The organism is Saccharopolyspora sp. NPDC049426, from assembly GCF_040676935.1.
In the GTDB taxonomy this organism is placed as follows: domain Bacteria; phylum Actinomycetota; class Actinomycetes; order Mycobacteriales; family Pseudonocardiaceae; genus Saccharopolyspora.
This window is the reverse complement of the sequence record NZ_JBFAPZ010000001.1, coordinates 490,656-512,802: the sequence shown is the minus strand read 5'-3', so window position 1 is coordinate 512,802 and position 22,147 is coordinate 490,656. Positions and strand designations below refer to the sequence as shown.

Here is a 22,147-nt window from a genome sequence, read left to right as displayed (position 1 = left end):
GGTGGTAGGTGTGCGGGCGGGACCTTTTTGCTGCTTGGGTCAGGCGCGGATGCTGTTGGGGTCAGGGACGATGTGCGTCGGCTTGGTCATGAGGGCTCATCTCCGAGAGCGGTGGCGGCGGCGGTGTCCGGTGGTGCGGTTGTAGAAGTGGCGGCCAAATCGGATGCGGCGGCCGGTGCCTTGGCAGCGGGTGCACAGGCGGAAGGCGGTCACGATGCGGGCGTGGCGTTTGCCGGTTCCGTGGCAGGTTTTGCAGGGCTTGAAGGGCCAGATCACACAGGTGGCGAAGTAACAGAGCGTGTACACCAGAGCGATGGGCGCGAGGGCGGCTAGCAACTGTTGCGTGGGGGTCATATGCCTCCTGCCAGGGTTTTTGGGACAGGTCTCCCCGCAGCGCGCTAGTGGCTAGCGTGCTGGGCAGGTGTGGTGCGCGGGCGCTAGCGGGGCCGCTAGGTCTAGCGGGTGGGGGTGCTAGGTCTAGCGGCCCCGCTGGGCCTATCCGGCATCCCGCTTTCGGTTACGCTCCGCAACAATCTGGGCGAGGTCGGCGCGGTGGAAACCACGCCGGTTGCGGCCCTGTCCGCCGTCGTCGGTGCCCCAGACCTGCCGGTTGGTCTTGAGTCCGTGGGGCTTGAGCGAGGCAGTGAGCTGGTCGGCGGTCATGGAGCCGTAGACCTCGGGCCAGGTTCCGGCGAGCCGGGTGGCGGCGGTTTCGGTCCAGACCTTGTCCTCGTCCGGGCCGAGAAGGCTCAGCAGGTCCTCGGGCAGCGTGTCGGCGCGTTCGGTGCGGGTGGTTTCGCCGAGGGCGTGGCCGGACAGCGTTCCGGCGGCGTGCCGAGCGGCGCGGGCGCGGTCGGTGATGGTGTCGGCGGCTGGGTTGTCCACATAGGCCGAGCGTGCGATCTGCGGGTCTTCAGCGTTGCCGACCAGGTAGCCGATGCCCTTGTCCTTGGCGGTGAACGTCGAGGCCCGGACGCCGTTCTTGTACATCGAGGTGCCCAGCACCATGTCGTTTTCGATCTGTCCCATCACACGAAGGCAGAACCGGATTCCGACGTTGGCCGACACCCCGGTGGGCAGGCTGTCCTTGTCCGGGCGCTGCGTGGCCAAAATGAGGATTACGCCCAGCGCACGGCCGCGCTTGATGATGGCCGTGGCGAGCTCACCGGCTTCCTTGCCGAACTCTGGGTGTGAGAACAGCTCCTGGCATTCGTCGATGGCGAACACCAGCGGGTGCAACCCGAGGTCCTTACGTCCCGCGAGGTCGGGGGTGACCTTGTTCTCGGGGACGAGGGCCTTGTTCTCGCGCGCCAGCCGGGTGATCGTGGCGGCCCGCGTCTCCAGGTCCTTGTAGACCTCGCGCAACGATTCGAGGGTTGCCTCAACCGTGCCGTCATCCGGCCCGGACCCGTAGTGATGCGCCACCTTCTCCAGAGACTCCAGGTCACCGGTGCCCTTGAGCTCGAAGACCCGCATCTCGGCGCGGGCGTCCAGTGCTGCGGCCAGCAGCAGCACCCGCAGCGCGAACGTCTTGCCCACGCCCGGCATCGCGCCAATGAGCAGGTTGGCGTACATCAACGTGATGGACACGGGCCTGCCGCGCTGGTCGGTGCCGAACGGGACCGGCTTGAACAGATCGGCGGTGCCCTTCTTCAGCAGAGGCCAGGTGGGCTGCTTGGCCTTGGCCATGTCCTGGTCACCGACCCACAGCACCAAGCGGCCGGCATGTTCGGTGCCATCGGCCTCGGGCCAGACGCAACCCAGCGGGCGGCGCAGCCCGGAGGCGAGCTTTTCCCGGCGCTCGACGATGTCCGGCACGGTCACCCCGTGGGGCAGGTCGATGTCGGCACGCCAGCCCGGACCCTCACGGGTGATGGGCTTGGGGAAGGCGATCCCGTGGCCTCGCGGCCCCATGACCTTGTTGATTTCGGCGATGCCCAGCGACGCAAGTGCGCGTTCCACGATGTCGCTGGTCAGCTTGGCCACCTGCGTCGACACCACCGCCCGGCCTGCGATCGGCCGGTCCCTGTGTCCACCGGCCGCGCCCAGCGCCAGCATCACGCCTGCGGCAACCAGCCAGGACAGCAGGGTGGGCAGACCGGTGACCAGGTAGGCAGCGATCGGCAGGCCGACCAGCAGCACGGGCAGGGTTAGCGCCAGCCGGGTGCGGACCCGGTGGTCGCGCTGGGTCGTCAGCCGCAGATATTCAGCTGCGTCTTCCCGCCGGGCGGCAGCGCTGCGCAGTGGCTGGCCCTCAGCATCGAAGACCCACCGCGCCAGACCCGACGTCAGGCGAGCCGTACCGCGCGGAGCCTGGCTGGCCAGCTTCGCCGCGTAGACCGGGCAGCGAGCCGCGTGGTACGCGGCAGCGTGGGTGTAGTGCCCGGTCATCCACTTCGCGGCCTCACGCAGCTGGTCGCGCGAGGACAGCCACTTCGGCAGGACCGCCCGCCGCTCTGCTCGGTTCAGCCGCTCCCAAAACGACGGGCCTTCCTCGGTGTCGGGCGAATCCACCCGCTCCGAGCTGTCCTTGTCGCTCTCGCCAACCAGCTCGCCTTCCAAGATCTGACCCACCGGCTCGACCTCACGACCGGTGTCAGTGGCTTCGGCATTTGCCGGAGGCTGTTCAGGCTTGCCAGGGAACGGGTACACGCGGGCGTCCTCGCCGGACTCGGCGTGCTGCTCATCGCGGTTGTCGTGGTGCTCGTGGTCGTGGTGGTGCTCAGTCATCGGCGAGCCTCCCCATCGGTCGCGGTGGGAACGTCGGAGCTGGGGGTGTGCAGAAGGTGGGTCAAGGCGGCGCCCATGCCCAGCACGGCCACGGGCAGGCACGAGACGACGGTGGTGATCCACCACGGGGCGTGTGTGACCCCAGCGGCGGTCATGAGGTGATAAGCGATCTGTCCCAGCGCACCCAGCGCGAGCGAGCCAAGTGCAGACCACTTCGCGAACCGGCGCGCCTGAGATGGGACTGCGCCCGATAGCCAGACCCGCAAGGCGTAGGCGGCGTAGGTTTCGACTCCGATCGGCAACGTGATCGCCGTGTTGATCGCGAACCAGTCGGCGATACCGGGCAGCGGGCGGACCATGCCGAACCCGGTCAATGAACCCAGTCCGACCCAGCCGGACCAGATCGCGACGAACGCCGGAAGCGCCAGCAGCAGAACTGGCCAGCTCGCCGGAACCCGCACCGCCGGACGCCCTTCAGCCTCCGGTCCCGTGCCCGGGTTTGCGGATGCCTTCACCTGACCCGACGCGTCAGCAGCGGCGGTCACCTCCGGAGTCGCCGACCCCGAAGTCTGGTCCGGCTCGTGGCCGAGCTCGGCCGACTCCTGCGTGGCCGGTACGGCGCTCGGCAGGGTCGGCGCATCGATGGGGGCCGGGCTCGCGGCAGTCCGGTCGGACTCGACGGTCTCCGGCACCACGTGCAAGCGGACCGAGTTCGCCTCACGGTCAGACTGGGCGGCCTTGGTCTCGTCGCCCCCGGCAGGTTCACCGTCGAGGTATTTCAGCAACGCGGTGGCCTTCTTCGCACCGATGCGGAACTCGCTCATCAATCGGTTCCGCGAGGGCACTCGACCCAGATCTGTCGCCAACTGGCGGGCACGCGGCACCAACTCGTCAACTGCGGGCGGGTAGGCGCTGTGCGTCGTGCTCGGTGCGCTCATGCCAGCTCACCCCCTCCGGTGTAGAGGAACGCGAACAGCGCCAGTTGCAGCTCTACAAAGTCAGCGGCGTTGGCGGCTTCGATACGGGGATAGCCGTGCTGCTGCAGGACCTCCGCGACCTCGATGATCAGGCCGATGGTGAACCGTGGATCGGTCTCGTTCTGGGCCACCGGGTACCGGCGCACCTGGTTGTGGCCATCAGGAGATGGGGTGGGCATGCTGGTGGTCTCCTAACTGCTGGATAGGTGGTGAGGAGCCCGGCCCGGCAGGTGGTTCTTGGCGGAATGACTGCCGGGCCGGGGCGCGGCTACTTGCCGCGCTTCTTGGCGGATTCGCAGGCTGTGCAACTGGGTCCGGTGCGGGGCAGGTACCAGGTATCGGTTTCGCCTCTGCCGCTCGGAATCTTCTGGCCGCACAGGGTGATCATTGAGCCGTCCCACCAGGACTTCTTGACGATCGTGTGCCAGGGGTTGCTCTTGCCCATCAGTAGCTGTCCCTTCGATCCTTGATGCTTTGCAGTTCGTTCACCCTTGGGAAGCAGGGCGGCTAGCTGACGCCGACGTCGGCCAGCACCCCGTTGGCGGCATTGGTGATCGCGGTGGCGAACGTGTGCGTCACGTCGGCCATCGGCCCGCCGACGACGGTCGGCAGCAGCAGGAACGCCAGTGCCATGCCACCGATGAGCTGCGTCCAATCCATGCGCTTGCGCGCCAGGATGAGGATCACGATGATCAGTCCGATCAGAACGTTGTAGGTAATCACAGCGACTCTCCAATCAGGACGGACTTCAGCGAATTACGCAGCGAGCTGGGCGATTTCCTCGGCGTGGCGAAGGCAGTCGAAGCACCGCCGAGGGCTGGTGGGCAGGTAGTAGTCCTTGACTCGCTGCCCGGCCGGGCAGGTCGGGCACGTACGCCTGGCGCGAAGGGCCTTACAGACGGCGAGTTGCTGGCCGAGACTCGGACGACGCTTGGGCTTCGCCAGGTCCATGCGGTACAACCCGGCCCACCGTCGACCGCGCTTCCAGGTGATCTGGGCGACGATGCCCTGCCCACCCGGACACAACCCGGCCTCGCGCAGCTGACGGCGAGTGGCCAGACCAGACGGCGCGTGCCCGAACCTGAACGTCGGCAACCCGTGGTCGATCCACCCCAGTTCGCAGCGCCCGTCCGGCAGTTCAACCCACTGCAGCGCAGTCCGGCGGCTCATGCGGCAGCACCGCCGTCGATGGAGGCCGGGGCGGCCGACAGAGCCCGAGCCCACTGTCGCCGCGCCAAGAACTTGCGCAGCTCGCTACGGGCACGGTCCAAGCGCCGCATCGCGACCACATCCGTGATGCCCAGAGCTTCCGACTCCAGCACGGCGGTCTCGGCATCAAGGACATCGAGTTCGAGCTTCACCGCGATCCGGTCCGTAGCCAACGCGGCTCGCTCGCCCTCCAACGGCTCTTCGATGGCGGTGCTACGTGCCTCGGGGGACTTACGCATCTCTGGCTCCTGTCGTTCGACTTAGGCACATTAAGGCGCATTAGTGCGCTAGCTGTCAAGGGGTGTTTGTGGCGCACTAGTGCGGATGAGGTGTTCCGGGTTAACCTGGCGTTGTGGCGATCAACCAGCAGAGCGCTCAGCCGCTGAGCGCACAGATCGAGGACGACCTACGACGCCGGATCACGTCCGGGGAGGTGCAGGTCGGGGAGAAGCTTCCGTCCCTGCGCTCGCTCGCTGAGGACTACGGCGTCGCCGAGCTGACCGTTCACGTTGCCGTCAAGAAGCTTCAGCACGAGGGAGTACTGACCTCGGTGAGCGGACGCGGCACGTTCGTCAACGCCAAGCCCGTCGACACCGCCGATGGCGAGGCATCCGAGTTGCAGGCGATCCGCGATGAGCTGCGGGAGCTTCGGCTGCGGGTCGAGGCCGTCGAGCAAGCCCAGTCCGAAGCCGGTCGGTGACTCGGCTGACGCTTCGATCACGGTGGACCTCCCTGGTGTCTGTTTCCGTCTGACACCAGTTATTCAACCCCGTGACCTGCGGAAATCTGATGAACCAGCGATGCACCAGCAGTGCACTCGCGATGCACCCGGCCGACAGGAGCTAGCGAGAGTGGACGTCGTCGACATTTGGACGGGCGGACGAGCCAATGCGCTTCAGCGGGCATTGCGGCTGACCAACGAAGCCTTCGCAGATCGCCTCGGAACGGCGGTGCGAACGGTCGCAAAGTGGAACGGGAACCCGGACACGGAACCGGGAAGCGAGCTTCAGCAAGCACTCGACACGGTGCTGCATCAAGCAGACGACCAGGTCAAAGCAAGATTTTCTCTGCTTCTGGCGCGTGGGAGGCCCGGAGAGACGGCTCTGACCGGCACTGCGGACGCACCTGCTGGACGCGACACGACCGAAGCGGAACGGCGCATGAGCACTGATCCAAACGTGGGTGCAGCGCTTGACTGGGTTGAACAGAAGGCAGGCTGGTCGAGCGGTACCGCACGCAAGGAAGTGCTCGCCCGCATCGCCGCTTTGGAGCCGAACGCGCTGCGCGACCGACGTTCCCGCCGCAGCCGCGTGGATCAGCATCAACTCGCGACCGCTCTGCAGGACTACTACGCCGGAGCTCCAGCAGGATGGGGCACCTACGCCGCCCGGATCGAGCAGGAGCAGAGCGCGATCACCAGCGTTCTCACCAGCGCGGATTGGTTGGATCTGCGGTGCGTGCTCACACCCGAAAATGACCAGCTCGATCTCGAACGAAAGGCGCCTGAGTACGAGGCTGCCCTGGACGACTTCGCTACGGACAAGGCCATTCAGCGGATCGCAGAAACCCTCGAAGAGGACACCCGCCTGGTCAATGCCTCGCTGTACCGGCTACTCGAAGCCGACGTCGGTCCGGGCAAGCTCCGTGGCTCGTTCGGCATCGCCGAGTTCGTCCAGTACGCGTTGACGATGGACCTACTCGAAGGCGAGATGGTCGACGCGATAGCCGAGGGACGCTCAACACGGCCCGGCGATCTGCCGCTGCGAGACCACTACCTTCCAGACGCTGGCTCAGTCCTCGACACCCGGCAACGGCTCTGCGCCGGTGGGCCACTGGCGCTCTGCGCGATCGCGCGGCCGGCACGCGGGCGGCGGCCCGCTGACTACGTGCTTCTCGTCCAAGAACGCGGCGGAAACGTACTGAATGCTTCGCGCCGACTCGCACCCATCCCGAAGTCCTTCCACGAACCGCTCATCGACCAGCGCGAGGACACACAGATCGGCCTCACGTTGCAGCGGGAGATGGAGGAGGAGCTGTTCGGTCGGGATGACGTCGACAACACGATTTCGCCGCAACGCAGCGCCGACCCCATGCACCCGAGCAGGCTCTCCGCGCCGATGCGCTGGCTTACCGAGAACAGCGACCAATGGCTCATGGAGTGCACCGGCCTCGGCCTGAACCTGGTCAGCGGCAACTACGAGTTCGCCAGCCTGATCGTTATCCAGGACGAGGAGTTCTGGCAGCGGTTCGGCGGGCAAGTGGAGGCCAACTGGGAGTCGAGCAGGCTCCAGCAGTTCTCCAGCATGGACCGCGAGCTACTTGCCGAGTTGGCCGCAGACGTGGCATGGAGCAACGAGGGCCTGTTCGCCTTCCTGCAAGGATTGCGGAGGCTTTCCGAGCTAGACAGCCCCCGTGTCGACGCCCCAGCAATCGAATGGGAGATCCAGTAATGACCCAGTGGTACACCGGCAACGCCGCAGACGACGGCAGCGAGCGCCGCGGCTGGATCCTCGGCCACTTCATCGACCCCAGCGAGGGTGTACGCCACTCCAAGGACGTCGAGGTCAAGTGGGGCACTCACCCAGCAGGCGAGAAGCGCCCCGAGTGGGCTCCCGATGATCGACGCACCACTCTCGTGATGCTCATCCAAGGCAAGTTCCACGTCTACCTCACCGACGGCAGGGCCCTCCTGCAGCGCCAGGGCGACTACCTCGTGTGGGGACCAGGCGTTGAACACTCATGGGAGGCAGAAGAGGACTCCGTCGTCGTCACCGTCCGGTGGCCATCTCTTCCTGGCTAGACACAGGCGTTCAGGACCCTTCGGGGGCAGTTTGGCTGGCTTGCCTCCCGAGGTCCCTACCCGCTAGTTGCATGAACTCTTTGCGTTCTCGCTGCAGAGCATCCTTTGCTTTGTTAATGACCTCAAGGATGGCCTTTCGCTCAGTCAGGTCCACTCGATCAAGGTCAGCCTCAGCCAGCGTTCGGGAGTGAAAGAGGAGATTGGCGCATACAAAGGTCAGCGTCTCCAGCTTCTGATGGATGTTCGGGGGTACCAGGAGTCCAAGCTCCTCGGTCGAGCTGAAGAGCGCTTCAAGGGTTTCCGAAGGCCCATCGGCGCGCACAGCCAGCCGCCCTTCCCGTATGTCCCCACAACTGCGTTCCAAGCTGTTGACCCGAGTGAGGTACTCCGTGTAAGCAGCCAACTTACGTTCAAGCCAACGGCGCTCACGCTCGAGTTCACGCTCGTCCTCGCGGGCCTTACGCTCAGCTTCCCTCTCTTGCTCTCGCCGCGTGTCTTCCTTACCTTCCCGCCACAACGTGGCGAACAACACACCGCCAAGGCTTACCAGGCTGCTGAACAACACACCGGCAAGCGCTAGCAAGCTCACGAACAACGAGACGAAAAAGCTGCGATCCATGCCCCCTCCAATGCCAGGGCAACACGATCTTGCGTCGCATCCCAGGACCCTGCACAAGGCCGCTATGGCCGATCCCTGGCCAAGCTAAACCGATATGGGGCGTTTTCGCAGCTCAAAGCGCCTCCGACCGTGAGCCTGTAAATCAGCCGGCATTGCCTTCGGAGGTTCGAATCCTCCACCCGGCACCCACCGAAAACGGCCCCCTGACCTGCTACTAAGCGGTCAGGGGGCTGTTTCGCGTTGTCCGGCTGTGTACGACTCCCAGCGGGCTCAGCACGAGAGCTTCTGGACAATGTCTGGCCACACCCAATGCGGCTTGGACGGCCCGACCGGGATCGCCACCAGCCCGAAGCTGATCACAGCGTTCTCACAGCGCAAGCCTGCGCCCGGCTGGCCGGCCCTCCCGAGGCCCTTCGGCTCTTCACACGCCGACGCCCTTTGCCGAGTCTGGCCTTGAGGTGATCACCGATGCGCAAATCACTCGTCGCCCTAACCCTGGCGGGCTCATTCCTGTGCCTCGGGACTACGGCCGCTGCAGCTGACCCCTCGATTCAGCCTGCCCAGTCGCAGAGCTCGGCAGTTCAGGAGAAGGGGGACAACTGCTTTGCGACGTATCGGACCAAGCAGTCGCGCGTGCAGCTGTGCAAAATCTCCGGGCAGGTCTACTACCGCGGCTCCAGCGCGGCCGGGTCGATCACCCTTCCTGCCGAACGCATCTCCGCCGGGACGTACGAGACCGAGGAGAACGATGGCCACGTCTACACCATCAACTCCAAGGAGTTGGTCATCACCCGCGACGGCGAGGTGATCTCCGAGCAGCCCGTGATCTCCAAAAGAAGAACAAGTCCACGACGCAGAAACCCAGTTCGAAGACCCCGCGTGACGAGGGCTCCTTCAGCTACCGGGCTCCGGGCACCAGCTGCGTGCAGAAGGGCGACACCACCACCTGCACCACGCCGTACGGCAGCTACCGCTACAGCTACCAACGCTGAGCCGAGAGCCGACCAACCCGAGAAGCTTTGCAGTCCAGCCATGTACGACGAGCCGGCCAAATGCGCGCCACAAAGTTCAGGCCCTCTAGCTTCGGCTCCGAGCTTTGCGGACGTACATGTCGCGGTCGGCGGCGTCCAGCAGCTCCACGCGGGAGAGCGCCGGGAAGGTCGTGGTGGCAAGCCCGACGCTCGCCTGCAGGGAAACCCGGCAGCCCGACACGACGACGTCGGTCTTCAGGTATTTCTCCACGCAATCGCGAAGCGCCTCCGCCGCCGCGAGATCGGGCACGCGGCTGACCACCACGAACTCGTCTCCCCCGACGCGAGCCACGGTGTCACCGGTCCGCGCGGCGTGCAGCAGCGCGTCACCCGCCGAGATCAGGAGCTGATCGCCGACGGCGTGCCCATGGCCGTCGTTGGTCTCCTTCAGCTTGTCGAGGTCCACCAGCATCACGGCGAGCACTCCCCCGTCGCGTGGTAGCTCCGCAAGTGCGTGATCCAGCCGATCGGCCAACAGGGCGCGGTTGGCCAACCCGGTCAGCGGATCGTGCAGGGCCAAGTGCGCGAGGTGCTCGTCCGACATGCGCCGATCACCGATCTCCTCGTACTGGCCGACCACGCACACCGGCGCGCCCTCCGGGCCTGGTACCGCGCTGACCCGGATGAGCAGCCAGACCGGGTACCCGGCCTTGTGCCGGTAGCGGGTTTCAACGCTCACCCGGTCGATGCGCCCCTCGAAGACATCGGCGAGCGCCGCGCTCACCTCCTCGTCCGGGTAGGTGAGGTCGGTGGGATCCCGGTCCACCAGCTCGTCGTGGCTATAACCGACCAACTCGCACAAGGCGGCGTTGACCTCTGTCCACACCCCGTGCGCGTCCAGCAGTGCCATCCCGATGGGAGCGTTGGCGAACGTCCGTTGCCATCGGTAGTTGGATTCGTGCCGGTCTGTGATGTCCTGCGCGTGGGTCACGATGAAGAGCGGACGGTCTTCGTCGTCCCGGATGACCGATGCGGACAGGAGCAACCAGATGACCCGCCCATCGGCGCACACGCATCGGAACTCGTGGGAGACCTCGCCCGAGGGCTCCGCGAGCACGTCGCCGATCATGTCGAGCCCCACCGTGTCGTCAGGGTGGATGTAGTGGTGGCGGTGGTTCTCGACGATCTCGTCCCGCTCGTAGCCGAGGAGACGGCACAGGGCCTGGTTGACGTAGAGGAAGCGCCCCTCCAGGTCGAGCACCGTCATCGCGGATGCGGCCTGGTCGCACACGACCCGCCACGGAATCCGATCCTCATCACCCGGTAAGGGCATAGGCCGACGGTAGACGGCCTCGCCCGCATGTCGAGGCGGTTCACCCCTGTGAGTGACTTGCCACGCAGCGGGGCATCGCCTTCGGAAACCGACTTTTCGACGAGCTGCGCTCGATTCGCGCTGTCCGGATGGGGCCTGCTCACCCCAGCCGGTCTTCAGCCGGCGCTGAGGCGCAGCAGGAGACGGTCGCTGATCTCGACCTCGTGCGGCAAGTTTCACGATGACGGCGGGTTCCGCCCCCGATTACGGCCGTATTCGGGGACCTGATTACGGCGGTAATCCGCCTCCCGATTACCGGGGTAATCCGGTACGTCCTGGGGAGGGGTGGGCTCGGGCTGATCCGGTTCCACCTGGCGTTGGCTGGGTGGAGGATGGGTTGATGCGGATCTCTTTGGTTTCTCTCGTGGTGGACGACTACGACCGGGCGATCGCTTTCTTCGTGGGTGTGCTCGGGTTCGAGCTCGTGGAGGATTCACCTTCGTTGACCAACGATGGGCGGGAGAAGCGGTGGGCTGTGGTTCAGCCGCCGAACGCCGGGACAGGGTTGTTGTTGGCGAAGGCCGATGGGGACGCGCAGGCGGCGGCCGTGGGGAACCAGACCAGGGGCCGTGTGGGCTTCTTCCTGCAGGTCGACGACTTCGACGCGCAGTACCGGCGGATGGTCGAGGCCGGGGTGGAGTTCCTGGGCGAGCCCCGGACCGAGCCCTACGGCCGGGTGGTCGTTTTCCGCGACGTCGCGGGTAACAAGTGGGATCTCCTCGGATCCCGGTAGCGTGTTCAGGCAGACCTGAACAGCGGCTCAACCGGGAGGTAGTCAAGGTGGCAAACCCGTCCTTCGACGTGGTCAGCAAGGTGGATCACCAGGAGGTGGACAACGCGCTGAACCAGGCGGCCAAGGAGCTCGCCAACCGGTTCGACTTCCGCGGCACAGGAACCAAGATCTCCTGGTCCGGTGAGGACGCGGTCGTCCTGGAATCGGAGACCGAGGAGCGTTGCAAGGCCGCGATCGAGGTCTTCAAGGAGAAGCTGATCAAGCGGAACATCTCGCTGAAGGCCCTGGACATGGGCGAACCGGCGAGTTCCGGCCAGATCTACAAGGTCACCGGCAAGATCGTGCAGGGCATCTCGCAGGAGATCGCGAAGAAGATCTCCAAGAAGGTCCGCGACGAGGCCCCGAAGGGCGTCCAGGCGCAGATCCAGGGCGACGCGCTGCGCGTGTCCGGCAAGAAGAAGGACGACCTGCAGGCCGTCATCTCGCTGCTGAAGTCCTCCGACTTCGACGTCGCCCTGCAGTTCGAGAACTACCGGTAGGCCCTCGGGGCGGTTTTGGTCCGAACCGTCCATGATCGATGTCCCTTCTGCCCGATCAGTTCGGACCAAAACCGCCCGGCGCCCACCCAGCCCTGGCGGGAACCCGCCTCGGAGCTGCGCGGATGTCCCCTCCCGGCCTCGCCCGGATACGCTCGTCGTCGGGTTCGGGGCGGGGACGCCGCGCCGGCTGATCGGGAAGGTGCTGTGTGAAGGGGATCGTGCTGGCCGGAGGCAGCGGGACTCGGTTGCACCCGCTCACCCAGGCCGTGTCGAAGCAGCTTCTCCCGGTCTACGACAAGCCGATGATCTACTACCCGGTCTCGGTGCTGATGCTCGCGGGCATCCGGGAGGTCCTGCTGATCTCCACCCCGTCCGACCTGCCGCTCTTCCGGCGTTTACTGGGCGACGGATCGCAGTTCGGGCTGGAGATCTCCTACGCCGAGCAGCCGCAGCCCAACGGGCTGGCGGAAGCCTTCGTCATCGGGGCCGACTTCGTCTCCGACGAGTCCGTCGCGCTGGTGCTCGGCGACAACATCTTCTACGGCCAGGGCTTCTCCGGAATCCTCCGCGACTGCGTTCGTGACCTGCGCGGATGCACCCTCTTCGGGTATCCGGTGAGGGATCCGCAGCGGTACGGGGTCGGCGAGGTCGACGCGGACGGCAAGCTGCTGTCGATCGTGGAGAAGCCCACCGAGCCCAGGTCGAACATGGCGATCACCGGGCTGTACTTCTACGACAACGCCGTGGTCGACATCGCCAAGGGACTCTCCCCGTCGCCGCGAGGCGAGCTGGAGATCACCGACGTCAACCTCGCCTACCTGCGAGAAGGCAGCGCGCACCTGACCGAGCTCGGCCGCGGCTTCGCCTGGCTGGACACCGGGACGCACGACTCGCTGCTGGAGGCCGGGCAGTTCGTGCAGGTGCTCGAGCACCGCACCGGCGTGCGGATCGCCTGCCTGGAGGAGATCGCGCTGAAGATGGGCTTCATCTCAGCCGAGGCCTGCTACGAGCTCGGCGCCAAGCAGGTCAAGTCCGGGTACGGCGAGTACGTGATGGAGGTCGCCCGCAAGGCGGGCGCCTAGTGGATCGGGGGCAGCTGCCTGCCCGCCATGCCCTCCAGCCGCGCGATGCGCTCGTCCATCGGAGGGTGCGTCGAGAAGAACCTGGTCAAGCGTTCGCCCGGGCGGAACGGGTTGGCGATCATCAGGTGCGACTGCGACACCAGCTGCGGTTCGGGGGCCAGCGGCGCCGCCTGCGTCCCCAGCTGCAGCTTGCGCAGGGCCGAGGCCAGGGCCAGCGGATCGCCGGTGAGCTGAGCGCCCGAGGCGTCGGCCTGGTACTCCCGGGACCGGCTGACCGCCATCTGCACCACCGCGGCCGCGATCGGCCCCAGCAGGGCCACCAGCAGCATCGCGAACGGGTTCGGGCGGTCCTCGTCGCTGCCGCCGAACATGCCGAAGAGCAGTCCGAAGTTCGCCAGGAACGTCACGACGCTGGCCAGCGCTCCGGCCACGCTGGAGATCAGGATGTCGCGGTTGTAGACGTGCGAGAGCTCGTGGCCGAGCACGGCGCGCAGCTCGCGCTCGTCGAGCAGCTCCAGGATCCCGGTCGTGCAGCACACCGCGGAGTTGCGCGGGTTGCGGCCGGTCGCGAACGCGTTCGGGGCGCGGGTCGGGCTGATGTACAGCGAGGGCATCGGCTGCCGCGCCGAGGTCGCCAGCTCGCGCACGATCCGGTACATGGCCGGCTGCTCGGCTTCCGAGACCGGCCTGGCGTGCATCGACCGCAAGGCCAGCTTCGCCGAGTTGAAGTAGGCGAACCCGTTCATGCCCAGCGCCACGACCAGCGCGATGACCAGTCCGGCCCGACCGAAGATCGCACCGACCAGCAGCACCAGCGCGCTCATCCCGCCGAGCAGCACCGCGGTCTTCAGACCGTTGAAATGACTGTGCACCTCATGCCTCCGCCCGTGATTCAACTGGAAAACGCTTGGCGTCGACGGCTGGTTCCGCTGAACGAATGTGCGGAATGCAACTACGCCCTCCGATCGGGTGAACTCGATGGTCGATCTAGGCTGAAATGCCCAGTGATTGAAACCGAAATCGTTCCTCCGCTTCCCCCTCCCGGAGGATGCTCAGAAGGGAATCTCAATGGTCCTCGCCAAGCTGCGCCGACGGTTGTCGGCCAGCCCCGGCACCCCGGCGCGCTCCCCCCGCGGCGGATTCTCCCTGCACCCCACGCCACTGGACAGCGGTCTGGTGAGCGGGCAGGTGCACGACGATCGCGGCTCACTCCTCCCCGACGTGAACGTCACCATCGTCGACCGGCTCAACCAGGTCATCGGTGAGACCAAGACCGACTCCTACGGCGGCTTCGCCCTCGCCGTCGCCCCCGGCACGCACCGGTTGTCGCTCACCTCCGGCGGCTTCCGCCGCCACAGCACTCGGATTCAGGTGCAGGTCAACCAGCACTCCCCGCTAGGCAGCATCGGAGTGGAGCCGGACGACTCGCTGCAGCTGCCGCAGCCCGGCCGTTACCGGTTCGACCCGTACCACACCGAGATCCGGTTCGTCGCGCAGCACATCGGGCTGTCCAAGATCCACGGGGAGTTCCGGCGGTTCGACGGCGTGATCGACGTGGCGCCCCGGTTCGAGGACTCGCGGATCGAGGTCGTCATGGAGGCCGCCTCCATCGACACCGGCGTGAAGATGCGCGACGACCACCTCCGGTCGGCGGACTTCCTCGACGTCGAGTCGCACCCGCAGCTCCACTTCCGCAGCGACCGGCTCACCCACGTGCGCGCGGACCGCTGGAAGGTCAACGGCTCCCTCACCCTGCGCGGCACCACGAGCCCGGTGGAACTGTCCACGGTCTACCTGGGGCAACGCACGTTCCAGGGTCCCGGGTTCGACGGCGACCTGCGGGTCGCCTGCGACGCCACGGCGACCCTGCGCCGCGAGGACTACTCGGTGAACTGGCAGGCCACGCTCGCCAAGGGCATCGCGGTGGTCGGCCCGACGGTCAGCATCGAGCTGGGCGTTCAGGCGGTCATGGTGTGACTGCGCGGAGAACGGCTGCACGAGCACCTCGCGCAGCCGTTCTCCCGGTTCAGGCGTGCAGTTCCATGGTGCAGCACTTGGGGCCGCCACCGGACTTGCGGAGCTCGGAGATGTCGAGCCCGATCACCTCGTACCCGCGTTCCTCCAACTGCCCGGCCAGGCCCGTCGCCTCGAACGGCAGCACCACGTGGTGGCCGTCGGAGACCCCGTTGAGGCCCAAGCAGGAGGCGTCGGCCTCGTCGGCGATCACCGCGTCCGGGAACATCCGCGCCAGCACCCGGCGCGAGCCCTCGGAGAAGGCGCCGGGGTAGTAGGCGATCTGCGCGTTCGGTCCCTTGTCCAGCACGAACAGGGCCGTGTCCAGGTGGTAGTAGCGCTCGTCGACCAGGTTGAGCGAGACGACCGGAACGCCCAGGGCCTCCTGCGCCTCGGCGTGCGCTGCGGGGTCGGTGCGGAACCCGGTCCCGGCCAGCAGCACCTCACCGGTCCAGGCGAAGTCACCCTCCGCCTCGTTGATCCGGGTCGGCATCACCAGGTCGCGGTGGCCGCGGGTGACGAACCAGCGGCGGAAGTGCTCGGCCTCCGCGGCGCGCTCGGGAGCCCGGAACTTCGAGCCGAGCACGCGGCCTTCGATCACCGTGCCGGAGTTCGCGGCGAAGACCATGTCGGGCAGGCCGGGCTGCGGCTCGATGGTGTCCACGGTGTGACCGAGCCGCACGTAGGTGTCCTTCAGCTCTTCCCACTGCGCCATCGCCAGCGCCGCGTCCACCGGTTCGTCCGGGTTCATCCACGGGTTGATCACGTACTCGACGGTGAAGTACGCGGGCGGGCACATCAGGAAGTGGCGGGTGGTGGCCTGCTTGGCCGCGAGCGTTTCGGCGGGTCGCGCCGCTGTTGCCGTCATGAATCGAAATCTAAGCGCTACGGATACCTACCATCAACGCCGCTCCGTTCGTCATTTACGGCAGAATGTTGCGCATGGACGCCTTGGACCAACGAATCATTTCGCACCTGGTTTCCGACGCTCGCGCGAGCTACGCGGAGATCGGTTCGGACGTGGGACTGTCCGCGCCCGCGGTGAAGCGACGGGTCGACAAGCTGCTCGACCAGGGCGTTCTGCAGGGGTTCACCGCAGTGGTCGATCCCGAGGCGCTGGGCTGGGGAACGGAGGCGTTCGTGGAGGTCCACTGCCACGGCAACGTCCCCGCGCACCGGATCCGGACCGGGCTGGAACCGCTGCCGGAGGTCGTCGCCGCCTACACGGTCTCCGGGCAGGCGGACGCCATCGTGCACCTGCGCGCGGCCGACATCCATCACCTGGAGGAGGCGATGGAACGGCTCCGCGAGGTCGACTTCATCTCCCGCACGGTCTCCACGGTCGTCCTCTCGCGCCTGCTCGAACGCCAGCCCCAGACCGACTGAACCGCGGGTGAGCTCAGGAGCGGTTCCAGGACTCGAAGCCGGCGATCTCGGCGTCGGAGGGCGTGCGGAACCAGACGTCCGCGCTGATCTGGTCGTACTGCGGCGAGTCCGGGGTGTGGTACGTGCGGGACGCCGAATGCCCCTTGATCATCGGGCCTGCTGAGGCGGGGGCCTGAGCGGGCGCGGGGCGAGGCGCCTCGGCCCCGGCCCGGCGGGGTTCCGGGCGGTCCGGGACGGGTTCTTGCGCCTGTGAGGTCTCCGAGGGCTTCTCCCACTTGGCGTCGCGGCCCGGGTGCGGGCCTGCGCCCGGGGTCCGGCGGGGAAGCGGAGCGGAGTCGTCGGGGTTGTCGACCAGGTTGATCTCCGGGGGCTCCGCGCCCTCGTCACCGCGCGAGAGCGGTTCACCGCTCTGGACGCGCTGCCGCAGCGAGTCCGGGATGTTCGGCGGATCGGCCTGCACGGCCGAGTCGGAGCGCGGCTGCGGAGTGCGCTTCGGCAGCGGCTTGGCCTCGGTACCGTCGCCGTTCAGGCTGCCGCTCGCCTGCGGCTGCTCGCCGGGAACGGGCGGGATGACCTGCGTGGCGTCGGCGCCGATCGGCGGCTTGTAGGGCTCCCCGGCGTCACCGCTGGACTCCGGCTCGAACAGCGAGCGGAGCTGGCCCGAGAGCTGATCGGCCTCCTCGGCGTCGGCTCCCGGCGGGAACTGCGACGGGCGCGACTCGGTCCTGGGCTCCTCCACCTCGGGGTTGCGGAACCAGGTGTTGTCCCCGGACGGCGCCTCCGGCTCGGGTTCCGGTTCCGGTTCCGGCAGGCGCTGCGTCTCCACCGGAGCGGAGCGGGTCGTCTCCGTAGCGACCCACGGGCGCGGCCGGCGGTCCCACTCATCGAGATCCTGCTCCTCGGGGGCCTCCCACTGGGGCGCGCGCTGCTGCTCCGGCGCCTCCCACTGGGGCGGACGCTGGTCCTCGGGGGCCTCCCACTGAGGCGCGCGCTGCTCTTCGGGGGCCTCCCATTGGGGCGAGCGCTGCTCCTCCGGGGCCTCCCACTGAGGCGAGCGCTGCTCCAGCAGGTCCAGAGACCGGTGCTCGGTGACCGGCTCGTCCGCGTAGGTCTCGTAAACCGTCTCGTCGTAGATCGGCTCGTCGTAGACGGGTTCGGCGTAGCGCGGCCTGGCCAGCTCGGCCTTGAGCCTGCGCCGCAACGGCCTGACGAACAACGCCCAGGTGACGAGCGCGCCGAACAGGAAAGCGGCGAGGCTCCACAGCCACACCTGGGTGAACAGCCAGGTGATCACGAGAGATGTCCCTCCTCCGGGGCTCCAGCAGCTCCGCCGGTCACACCCGGGTTCCTACCACGCGTGCGAGCCAACCCGGTACCTCCTTGACCCGCTCGTGATCAGACGGCGAGTTCAAGACAGACCGCGCGTCGACAGCAGCGCATCACCAGGTGCGGGCGACCACGTAGTCGACGAGGGAGGACAGCGCCTCCCTGGCCGGCACGTCGGGCAGCGAGGCGAGTTCCTTGCGGGCGTCGTCGGCGAACTCCTGCAGCGTGCCGCGAGTCCGCTCCAGACCGCGCGATTCGCGCAGCAGCCCCAAGGCCTCGGCGACCTCGGCGTCGGTGGACAGCGGACGCCCCAGCAGCTCGCGCAACCGGGACGGGCAGTTCTCGTCGGCCAGCGCGTAGAGCATCGGCAGCGTCTTGACGCCCTCGCGCAGGTCGGTGCCGGGGGTCTTGCCGGATTCCTTCGACGGCGAGGCGATGTCGATGATGTCGTCGGAAATCTGGAACCCGGTGCCGATCAGCTTGCCGATGCGCTCCAGCGACTCGATGGTCGCCTCGTCGGCCCCGGAGAACCAGGCGCCGAACCGGCCGGCGGTCGCGATCAGCGAACCGGTCTTCTCGTAGATCACCCTGAGGTAGAAGTCGACGGCGTCATCGTCCTCGCCGACCCCTTCGGTCTCCCGCATCTGCCCGGTGACCAGGGCCTCGAAGGTGGCCGCCATCCGGCGGACCGCCTCGGCGCCGAGGTCGGCGATCAGCTGGGAGGCCTTGGCGAACAGGAAGTCGCCGGTGAGGATCGCGACGGAGTTGTCCCAGCGGGCGTTGGCGCTGGTAGCGCCCCGCCGCATGGTGGCCTCGTCCATCACGTCGTCGTGGTAGAGGGTCGCGAGGTGGATCATCTCCACCACAGCGCCGGACTTGACGACCTCGTCGCTCGTGGGGTCGCCGAACTGAGCGGCGAGCAGGACGAACAGCGGGCGGAAGCGCTTCCCGCCCGCATCCACCAGGTGCAGCGAAGTGCGCGTGGCGAAGTCGAGGTCGCTCTGCACCTCGTGGTGCAGCAGCTGCTCGACGCGAGCCATGCCCTGCTTGACCGAGTCGGCCAGCTCGGTGTCGGTGATCTGGAAACCACCCAACCCGGCTGCGCTCAGTTCATTGATCGGGTCATCCGCTGGCCTGCTCACGTCACCGTCGCCTTCGCTCCCCCACGATCGCCCTACGGGCGAGCACTCTACGACACGAATCCCCCGACGTTCGCCCAGTCCAGAGCCAACGTCGGCAGCACGCCCAGCAACAACGTCACGACCACGCCCAGCGTGATCGCCGCCGTCGTGAACGCACCCGGCACGCTCACGGTGGGGCCGTCAGCAGCCGGTTCTTGGAAGTGCATCAGCACGATGACACGAAGGTAGAAGAAGGCCGCAACCGCACTCGCCACCAGGGCCACCACCACCAACGGTGCCATGCCATCGGTCAGGGCGGCCTCGAAGACCACGAACTTTCCGACGAAACCGCTGGTCATCGGGATGCCGGCGAGAGCGAGCAGCAGGAAGGTGAACACCCAGGCGACGAGGGGTGAACGCTTGGCCAGACCCGCCCAGTCCGAAAGGTGAGTTGCCTCACCGTCGGCCCGGCGTACGAGGCTGATCACACCGAACACGGCGATCGTGGTGAACCCGTAGGCGAGCAGGTAGAACAGCGTCGCCGCCAGACCGCGGTCGGACAGCGCGAGCGCGCCCAGCAGCATGAACCCCGCGTGGGCCACCGAGGAGTAGGCGATCATGCGCTTGATGTCGCGCTGGGTCAGACCCAGCACCACGCCGATCACCATCGAGACCACGGCGATCGTCCAGACCACGCCGCGCCACTCCCAGCTGGACGCCTCGAAGGCGACCTGCAGCACGCGCAGGATGCCGCCGAAGGCCGCGACCTTCGTGCAGGCGGCCATGAAACCGGTGACCGCGGTCGGGGCTCCCTGGTAGACGTCCGGGGTCCAGGTGTGGAACGGACCCACCGACGCCTTGAACAGCAGACCCACCAGCAGCAGGCCCAGACCGGCGAACAGCAGCGTGTCGGAGCGCTCCGAACCGGCGGTGGCGTCGGCGATCGCCTGCAGCTTCACCGAGCCCGCGTAGCCGTAGAGCAGCGCGAGGCCGTAGAGGAAGAACGCCGAGGCGAACGCGCCCAGCAGGAAGTACTTCACGGCCGCTTCCTGCGACAGCAACCGGCGGCGCTTGGCCAGCCCGCACATCAGGTACAGCGGCAGGCTCAGCACTTCCAGCGCGATGAACATCGTCAGCAGGTCGTTGGCCGCGCAGAACACCATCATCCCGCCCAGCGCGAACAGGGCCAGCGGGAAGACCTCGGTGCGCATCCCGGACGCCGACGCGGCGGCGCGGCTCATCGTTCCCGGGCCCTCGGCCGGGATCGTCTCCGCCACGAACGCGCCGCCCGGCTCCACCGAGCGGTCCGCGATCAGCAGCACCGAACCCAGTCCGAGCGCCAGCAGCGTGCCCCACAGGAACAGCGTCGGCGGGTCGACGGCCAGCGAGTCGGACAGCGTGGTCACACCGGTCCCGGCGGACCGCGCGAACGCGGCCAGCGCGACACCGGCGATGACGATCGACGCCAGGCTGAGCCCGACCTGCACCGACCAGCGCTGGTGGCGGGGCAGGAACGCCTCGACCAGGATCGCCAGGCAGGCGGCACCGAGGATCACCAGCACCGGCGCGATCGCCGCGTAGTCGATCGGCGGAATCTCGACGGAACCCAGCTGGCTCGGGAATCCCTTGACCACTGTCAGTTACCTCCCTGCGAGGTCACGGGGTCGGTGACGCCGACCTCGCTCATGGTTGCCGCGACCGACGGGTTGATCACGTCCAGCACCGGCTGCGGGTACACGCCGAGCCCGATGATCAGCACGATCAGCGGGGCCAGCACGGCGATCTCCCGGGGGCCCAGGTCGGCCAGCCGGAGCCGGTGCGCGCCTTCGCGGTTCGGGTCGGTCACCGCCCCCGGCCCGGTCGCGGTGCCCAGCAGCGCGTCGCCGCGCACCGGGCCCTGCATCGTCCGCTGGTACAGCCACAGCACGTAGACCGCGGCCAGCACCATGCCGATCGTGGCCAGCGTCGTGTACACCGGGCGGGTCGGGAAAGACCCGACCAGCACGAGGAATTCGCTGACGAAGGAGTTGGTGCCCGGCAGCGACAGGGTGCTCAGCCCCGCGATCAGCAGCGTGCCCGCCAGCAGCGGCGTCACCTTCGCCATGCCGCCGTAATCGGCGATCCGGGTCGAACCGCCGCGCACGATGATCATGCCGATGACCAGGATCAGCATGCCCGTGGCGATGCTGTGGTTGATCATGTACGACACCGCGCCGACGTGCGCCTGCGAGGTGAACGCGAAGATGCCGAGCGCGATGAACCCGAAGTGCGCGATCGAGACGTAGGCGATGAAGCGCTTGAGGTCGGTCTGCCCGAACGCCTGCAGCGAGCCGTAGAGCACCCCGATCACCGCGAGCACCAGCACCAGCGGCGCCAGCTGCAGCGACGCCTGCGGGGTCAGCGGCAGGCTGTAGCGCAGGAACCCGAAGGTGCCGACCTTGTCCAGCACGCCGACCACGATCACCGCGACTCCGATCGGCGCCTGCTGCGCGGCGTCCGGCAGCCAGGTGTGGAACGGGATCAGCGGGGCCTTGATCGCGAACGCGGTGAAGAAGCCCAGGAACAGCCAGATCTGCACGTTCAGCGGGGCGTCCGACAGGATCGGGACGAGCTTGGCCCAGTCGAAGGTGCCCTCGCCGGTGACCTGGGCGCTGTAGCTGTACGCGCCGATGGCCGAGGCCAGCATGATCAGGCCGCCGAGGAACGAGTACAGGAAGAACTTCACCGCCGCGTAGCTGCGGTTCTCACCGCCGTAGCCGCCGATGAGGAAGTACATCGGGATCAGCATGATCTCGAAGAGCACGTAGAACAGGAACACGTCGGTGGCGGCGAAGACCGCCACGGTCAGCGCCTGTTCGAGCAGCAGCAGCGAGAAGAACCCGCCGTGCGTGCGGCCCTCGGGCAGCTTCTCGCCCCAGCTGTAGCCCAGCACCAGCGGCATCAGCACGGCGATGACCAGGACCATCACCAGCGCGATGCCGTCCACGCCGAGCGAGAAGTTGATGTCGAACGACGGGATCCACGGGATCGAGCTGGTCAGCTGCATCCGCGGGCCCGCCGGGTCGTAGGCGAACCACGCGGCGACGGCGATCACGAGCTCGGCGAGGGAGAACCCCAGCGCGGTCCACTTCGCCGCGCCGGCGTTGCCGCGCAGCAGCGCCACCACCACCGACCCGACGATCGGCAGCAGCACCAGGGCGAGCAGCAGGGTCATCGGATCTCCTCCCGGAGCTCACTGTGCCGAACAGGACTGGGCAGAACGGGTCCGT

General features: G+C 67.4%; 23 protein-coding genes. 8 read left to right on the top strand and 15 right to left on the bottom strand.

Annotated features, from left to right (window positions below; all coding sequences use genetic code 11):
• Positions 1-495 precede the first annotated feature (495 nt).
• The 7 genes from AB0J78_RS02495 to AB0J78_RS02465 all read right to left on the bottom strand — a co-directional run bounded on the left by AB0J78_RS02495 (position 496) and on the right by AB0J78_RS02465 (position 5,155).
• Positions 496-2,730 carry an FtsK/SpoIIIE domain-containing protein gene (locus AB0J78_RS02495; RefSeq protein WP_363786148.1) on the bottom strand — a complete coding sequence of 745 codons (2,235 nt, stop codon included), beginning with the start codon at positions 2,728-2,730 and terminating at the stop codon, positions 496-498.
• On the bottom strand, positions 2,727-3,554 hold the full coding sequence (locus AB0J78_RS02490; RefSeq protein WP_363786146.1) for an ABC transporter permease: 828 nt from the start codon (positions 3,552-3,554) through the stop codon (positions 2,727-2,729). Before AB0J78_RS02490 ends, AB0J78_RS02495 begins: the two co-directional genes overlap by 4 nt.
• A 110-nt stretch (positions 3,555-3,664) precedes the next feature.
• The gene (locus AB0J78_RS02485) at positions 3,665-3,886 is read right to left on the bottom strand and encodes a hypothetical protein (RefSeq protein ID WP_363786144.1); all 222 of its coding nucleotides are present in this window, start codon (positions 3,884-3,886) and stop codon (positions 3,665-3,667) included.
• 89 nt (positions 3,887-3,975) lie between these two features.
• On the bottom strand, positions 3,976-4,152 hold the full coding sequence (locus AB0J78_RS02480) for a hypothetical protein (protein WP_363786142.1): 177 nt from the start codon (positions 4,150-4,152) through the stop codon (positions 3,976-3,978).
• 62 nt (positions 4,153-4,214) lie between these two features.
• Complete coding sequence (locus tag AB0J78_RS02475) at positions 4,215-4,430, bottom strand: hypothetical protein (RefSeq protein ID WP_363786140.1); 216 nt, start codon at positions 4,428-4,430, stop codon at positions 4,215-4,217.
• 33 nt (positions 4,431-4,463) lie between these two features.
• Positions 4,464-4,877, bottom strand: coding sequence for an RRQRL motif-containing zinc-binding protein (locus AB0J78_RS02470; RefSeq protein ID WP_363786138.1), 414 nt, complete (start codon positions 4,875-4,877; stop codon positions 4,464-4,466).
• Positions 4,874-5,155, bottom strand: a complete 282-nt coding sequence (locus AB0J78_RS02465; protein WP_363786136.1) for a hypothetical protein — start codon at positions 5,153-5,155, stop codon at positions 4,874-4,876. Before AB0J78_RS02465 ends, AB0J78_RS02470 begins: the two co-directional genes overlap by 4 nt.
• Positions 5,156-5,268: 113 nt before the next feature.
• Here AB0J78_RS02465 and AB0J78_RS02460 point away from each other — a divergent pair, with 113 nt between their 5' ends.
• The 3 genes from AB0J78_RS02460 to AB0J78_RS02450 all read left to right on the top strand — a co-directional run bounded on the left by AB0J78_RS02460 (position 5,269) and on the right by AB0J78_RS02450 (position 7,716).
• Entirely contained in the window at positions 5,269-5,616 is a 348-nt protein-coding gene (locus AB0J78_RS02460; protein WP_363786134.1) for a GntR family transcriptional regulator, read from the top strand.
• Between the two features lie 151 nt (positions 5,617-5,767).
• The gene (locus AB0J78_RS02455; RefSeq protein ID WP_363786132.1) at positions 5,768-7,366 is read left to right on the top strand and encodes a transcriptional regulator; all 1,599 of its coding nucleotides are present in this window, start codon (positions 5,768-5,770) and stop codon (positions 7,364-7,366) included.
• Positions 7,366-7,716, top strand: a complete 351-nt coding sequence (locus AB0J78_RS02450; RefSeq protein WP_363786130.1) for a signal peptidase I — start codon at positions 7,366-7,368, stop codon at positions 7,714-7,716. Before AB0J78_RS02455 ends, AB0J78_RS02450 begins: the two co-directional genes overlap by 1 nt.
• Before the next feature lie 10 nt (positions 7,717-7,726).
• Here the strand turns inward: AB0J78_RS02450 and AB0J78_RS02445 are convergent, their stop codons facing one another.
• Positions 7,727-8,335, bottom strand: coding sequence for a hypothetical protein (locus AB0J78_RS02445; protein ID WP_363786128.1), 609 nt, complete (start codon positions 8,333-8,335; stop codon positions 7,727-7,729).
• Positions 8,336-9,412: 1,077 nt separating this feature from the next.
• Positions 9,413-10,639, bottom strand: a complete 1,227-nt coding sequence (locus tag AB0J78_RS02440; protein ID WP_363786126.1) for a PAS domain S-box protein — start codon at positions 10,637-10,639, stop codon at positions 9,413-9,415.
• Positions 10,640-11,018: 379 nt separating this feature from the next.
• Here AB0J78_RS02440 and AB0J78_RS02435 point away from each other — a divergent pair, with 379 nt between their 5' ends.
• The 3 genes from AB0J78_RS02435 (at position 11,019) to rfbA (ending at position 13,032) form a co-directional block, all read left to right on the top strand.
• Positions 11,019-11,411 carry a VOC family protein gene (locus tag AB0J78_RS02435; protein ID WP_363786124.1) on the top strand — a complete coding sequence of 131 codons (393 nt, stop codon included), beginning with the start codon at positions 11,019-11,021 and terminating at the stop codon, positions 11,409-11,411.
• Positions 11,412-11,458: 47 nt separating this feature from the next.
• Positions 11,459-11,950 carry a YajQ family cyclic di-GMP-binding protein gene (locus tag AB0J78_RS02430; RefSeq protein ID WP_210968354.1) on the top strand — a complete coding sequence of 164 codons (492 nt, stop codon included), beginning with the start codon at positions 11,459-11,461 and terminating at the stop codon, positions 11,948-11,950.
• Between the two features lie 206 nt (positions 11,951-12,156).
• Positions 12,157-13,032: a glucose-1-phosphate thymidylyltransferase RfbA gene (gene rfbA, locus AB0J78_RS02425; protein ID WP_363786121.1), complete on the top strand. Its 876-nt coding sequence runs from the start codon at positions 12,157-12,159 to the stop codon at positions 13,030-13,032.
• Here the strand turns inward: rfbA and htpX are convergent.
• Entirely contained in the window at positions 13,029-13,904 is an 876-nt protein-coding gene (gene htpX, locus AB0J78_RS02420) for a zinc metalloprotease HtpX (RefSeq protein WP_363786119.1), read from the bottom strand. The two genes, rfbA and htpX, sit on opposite strands and share 4 nt — an antisense overlap.
• 196 nt (positions 13,905-14,100) lie before the next feature.
• Here htpX and AB0J78_RS02415 point away from each other — a divergent pair, with 196 nt between their 5' ends.
• Positions 14,101-15,009 carry a YceI family protein gene (locus tag AB0J78_RS02415; RefSeq protein WP_363786117.1) on the top strand — a complete coding sequence of 303 codons (909 nt, stop codon included), beginning with the start codon at positions 14,101-14,103 and terminating at the stop codon, positions 15,007-15,009.
• Between the two features lie 49 nt (positions 15,010-15,058).
• Here AB0J78_RS02415 and ddaH read toward each other — a convergent pair whose 3' ends face one another.
• The gene (gene ddaH, locus AB0J78_RS02410; protein ID WP_363786115.1) at positions 15,059-15,913 is read right to left on the bottom strand and encodes a dimethylargininase; all 855 of its coding nucleotides are present in this window, start codon (positions 15,911-15,913) and stop codon (positions 15,059-15,061) included.
• A gap of 74 nt (positions 15,914-15,987) precedes the next feature.
• On the opposite strand from ddaH, the gene AB0J78_RS02405 reads away from it, so the two are divergent.
• A complete protein-coding gene (locus tag AB0J78_RS02405) occupies positions 15,988-16,431 on the top strand; it encodes an Lrp/AsnC family transcriptional regulator (RefSeq protein ID WP_363786113.1) in 444 nt (147 codons plus the stop codon).
• Between the two features lie 13 nt (positions 16,432-16,444).
• On the opposite strand, the gene AB0J78_RS02400 is transcribed toward AB0J78_RS02405, so the two are convergent.
• From AB0J78_RS02400 to AB0J78_RS02385, 4 genes are all read right to left on the bottom strand, one after another.
• Complete coding sequence (locus AB0J78_RS02400) at positions 16,445-17,725, bottom strand: hypothetical protein (RefSeq protein ID WP_363786111.1); 1,281 nt, start codon at positions 17,723-17,725, stop codon at positions 16,445-16,447.
• A 145-nt stretch (positions 17,726-17,870) separates the two neighbouring features.
• Positions 17,871-18,899, bottom strand: coding sequence for a polyprenyl synthetase family protein (locus AB0J78_RS02395; RefSeq protein ID WP_363786109.1), 1,029 nt, complete (start codon positions 18,897-18,899; stop codon positions 17,871-17,873).
• Positions 18,900-18,946: 47 nt separating this feature from the next.
• Positions 18,947-20,488: an NADH-quinone oxidoreductase subunit NuoN gene (gene nuoN, locus AB0J78_RS02390; RefSeq protein WP_363786399.1), complete on the bottom strand. Its 1,542-nt coding sequence runs from the start codon at positions 20,486-20,488 to the stop codon at positions 18,947-18,949.
• Between the two features lie 26 nt (positions 20,489-20,514).
• Entirely contained in the window at positions 20,515-22,092 is a 1,578-nt protein-coding gene (locus AB0J78_RS02385) for an NADH-quinone oxidoreductase subunit M (RefSeq protein ID WP_363786107.1), read from the bottom strand.
• Positions 22,093-22,147 lie beyond the last annotated feature (55 nt).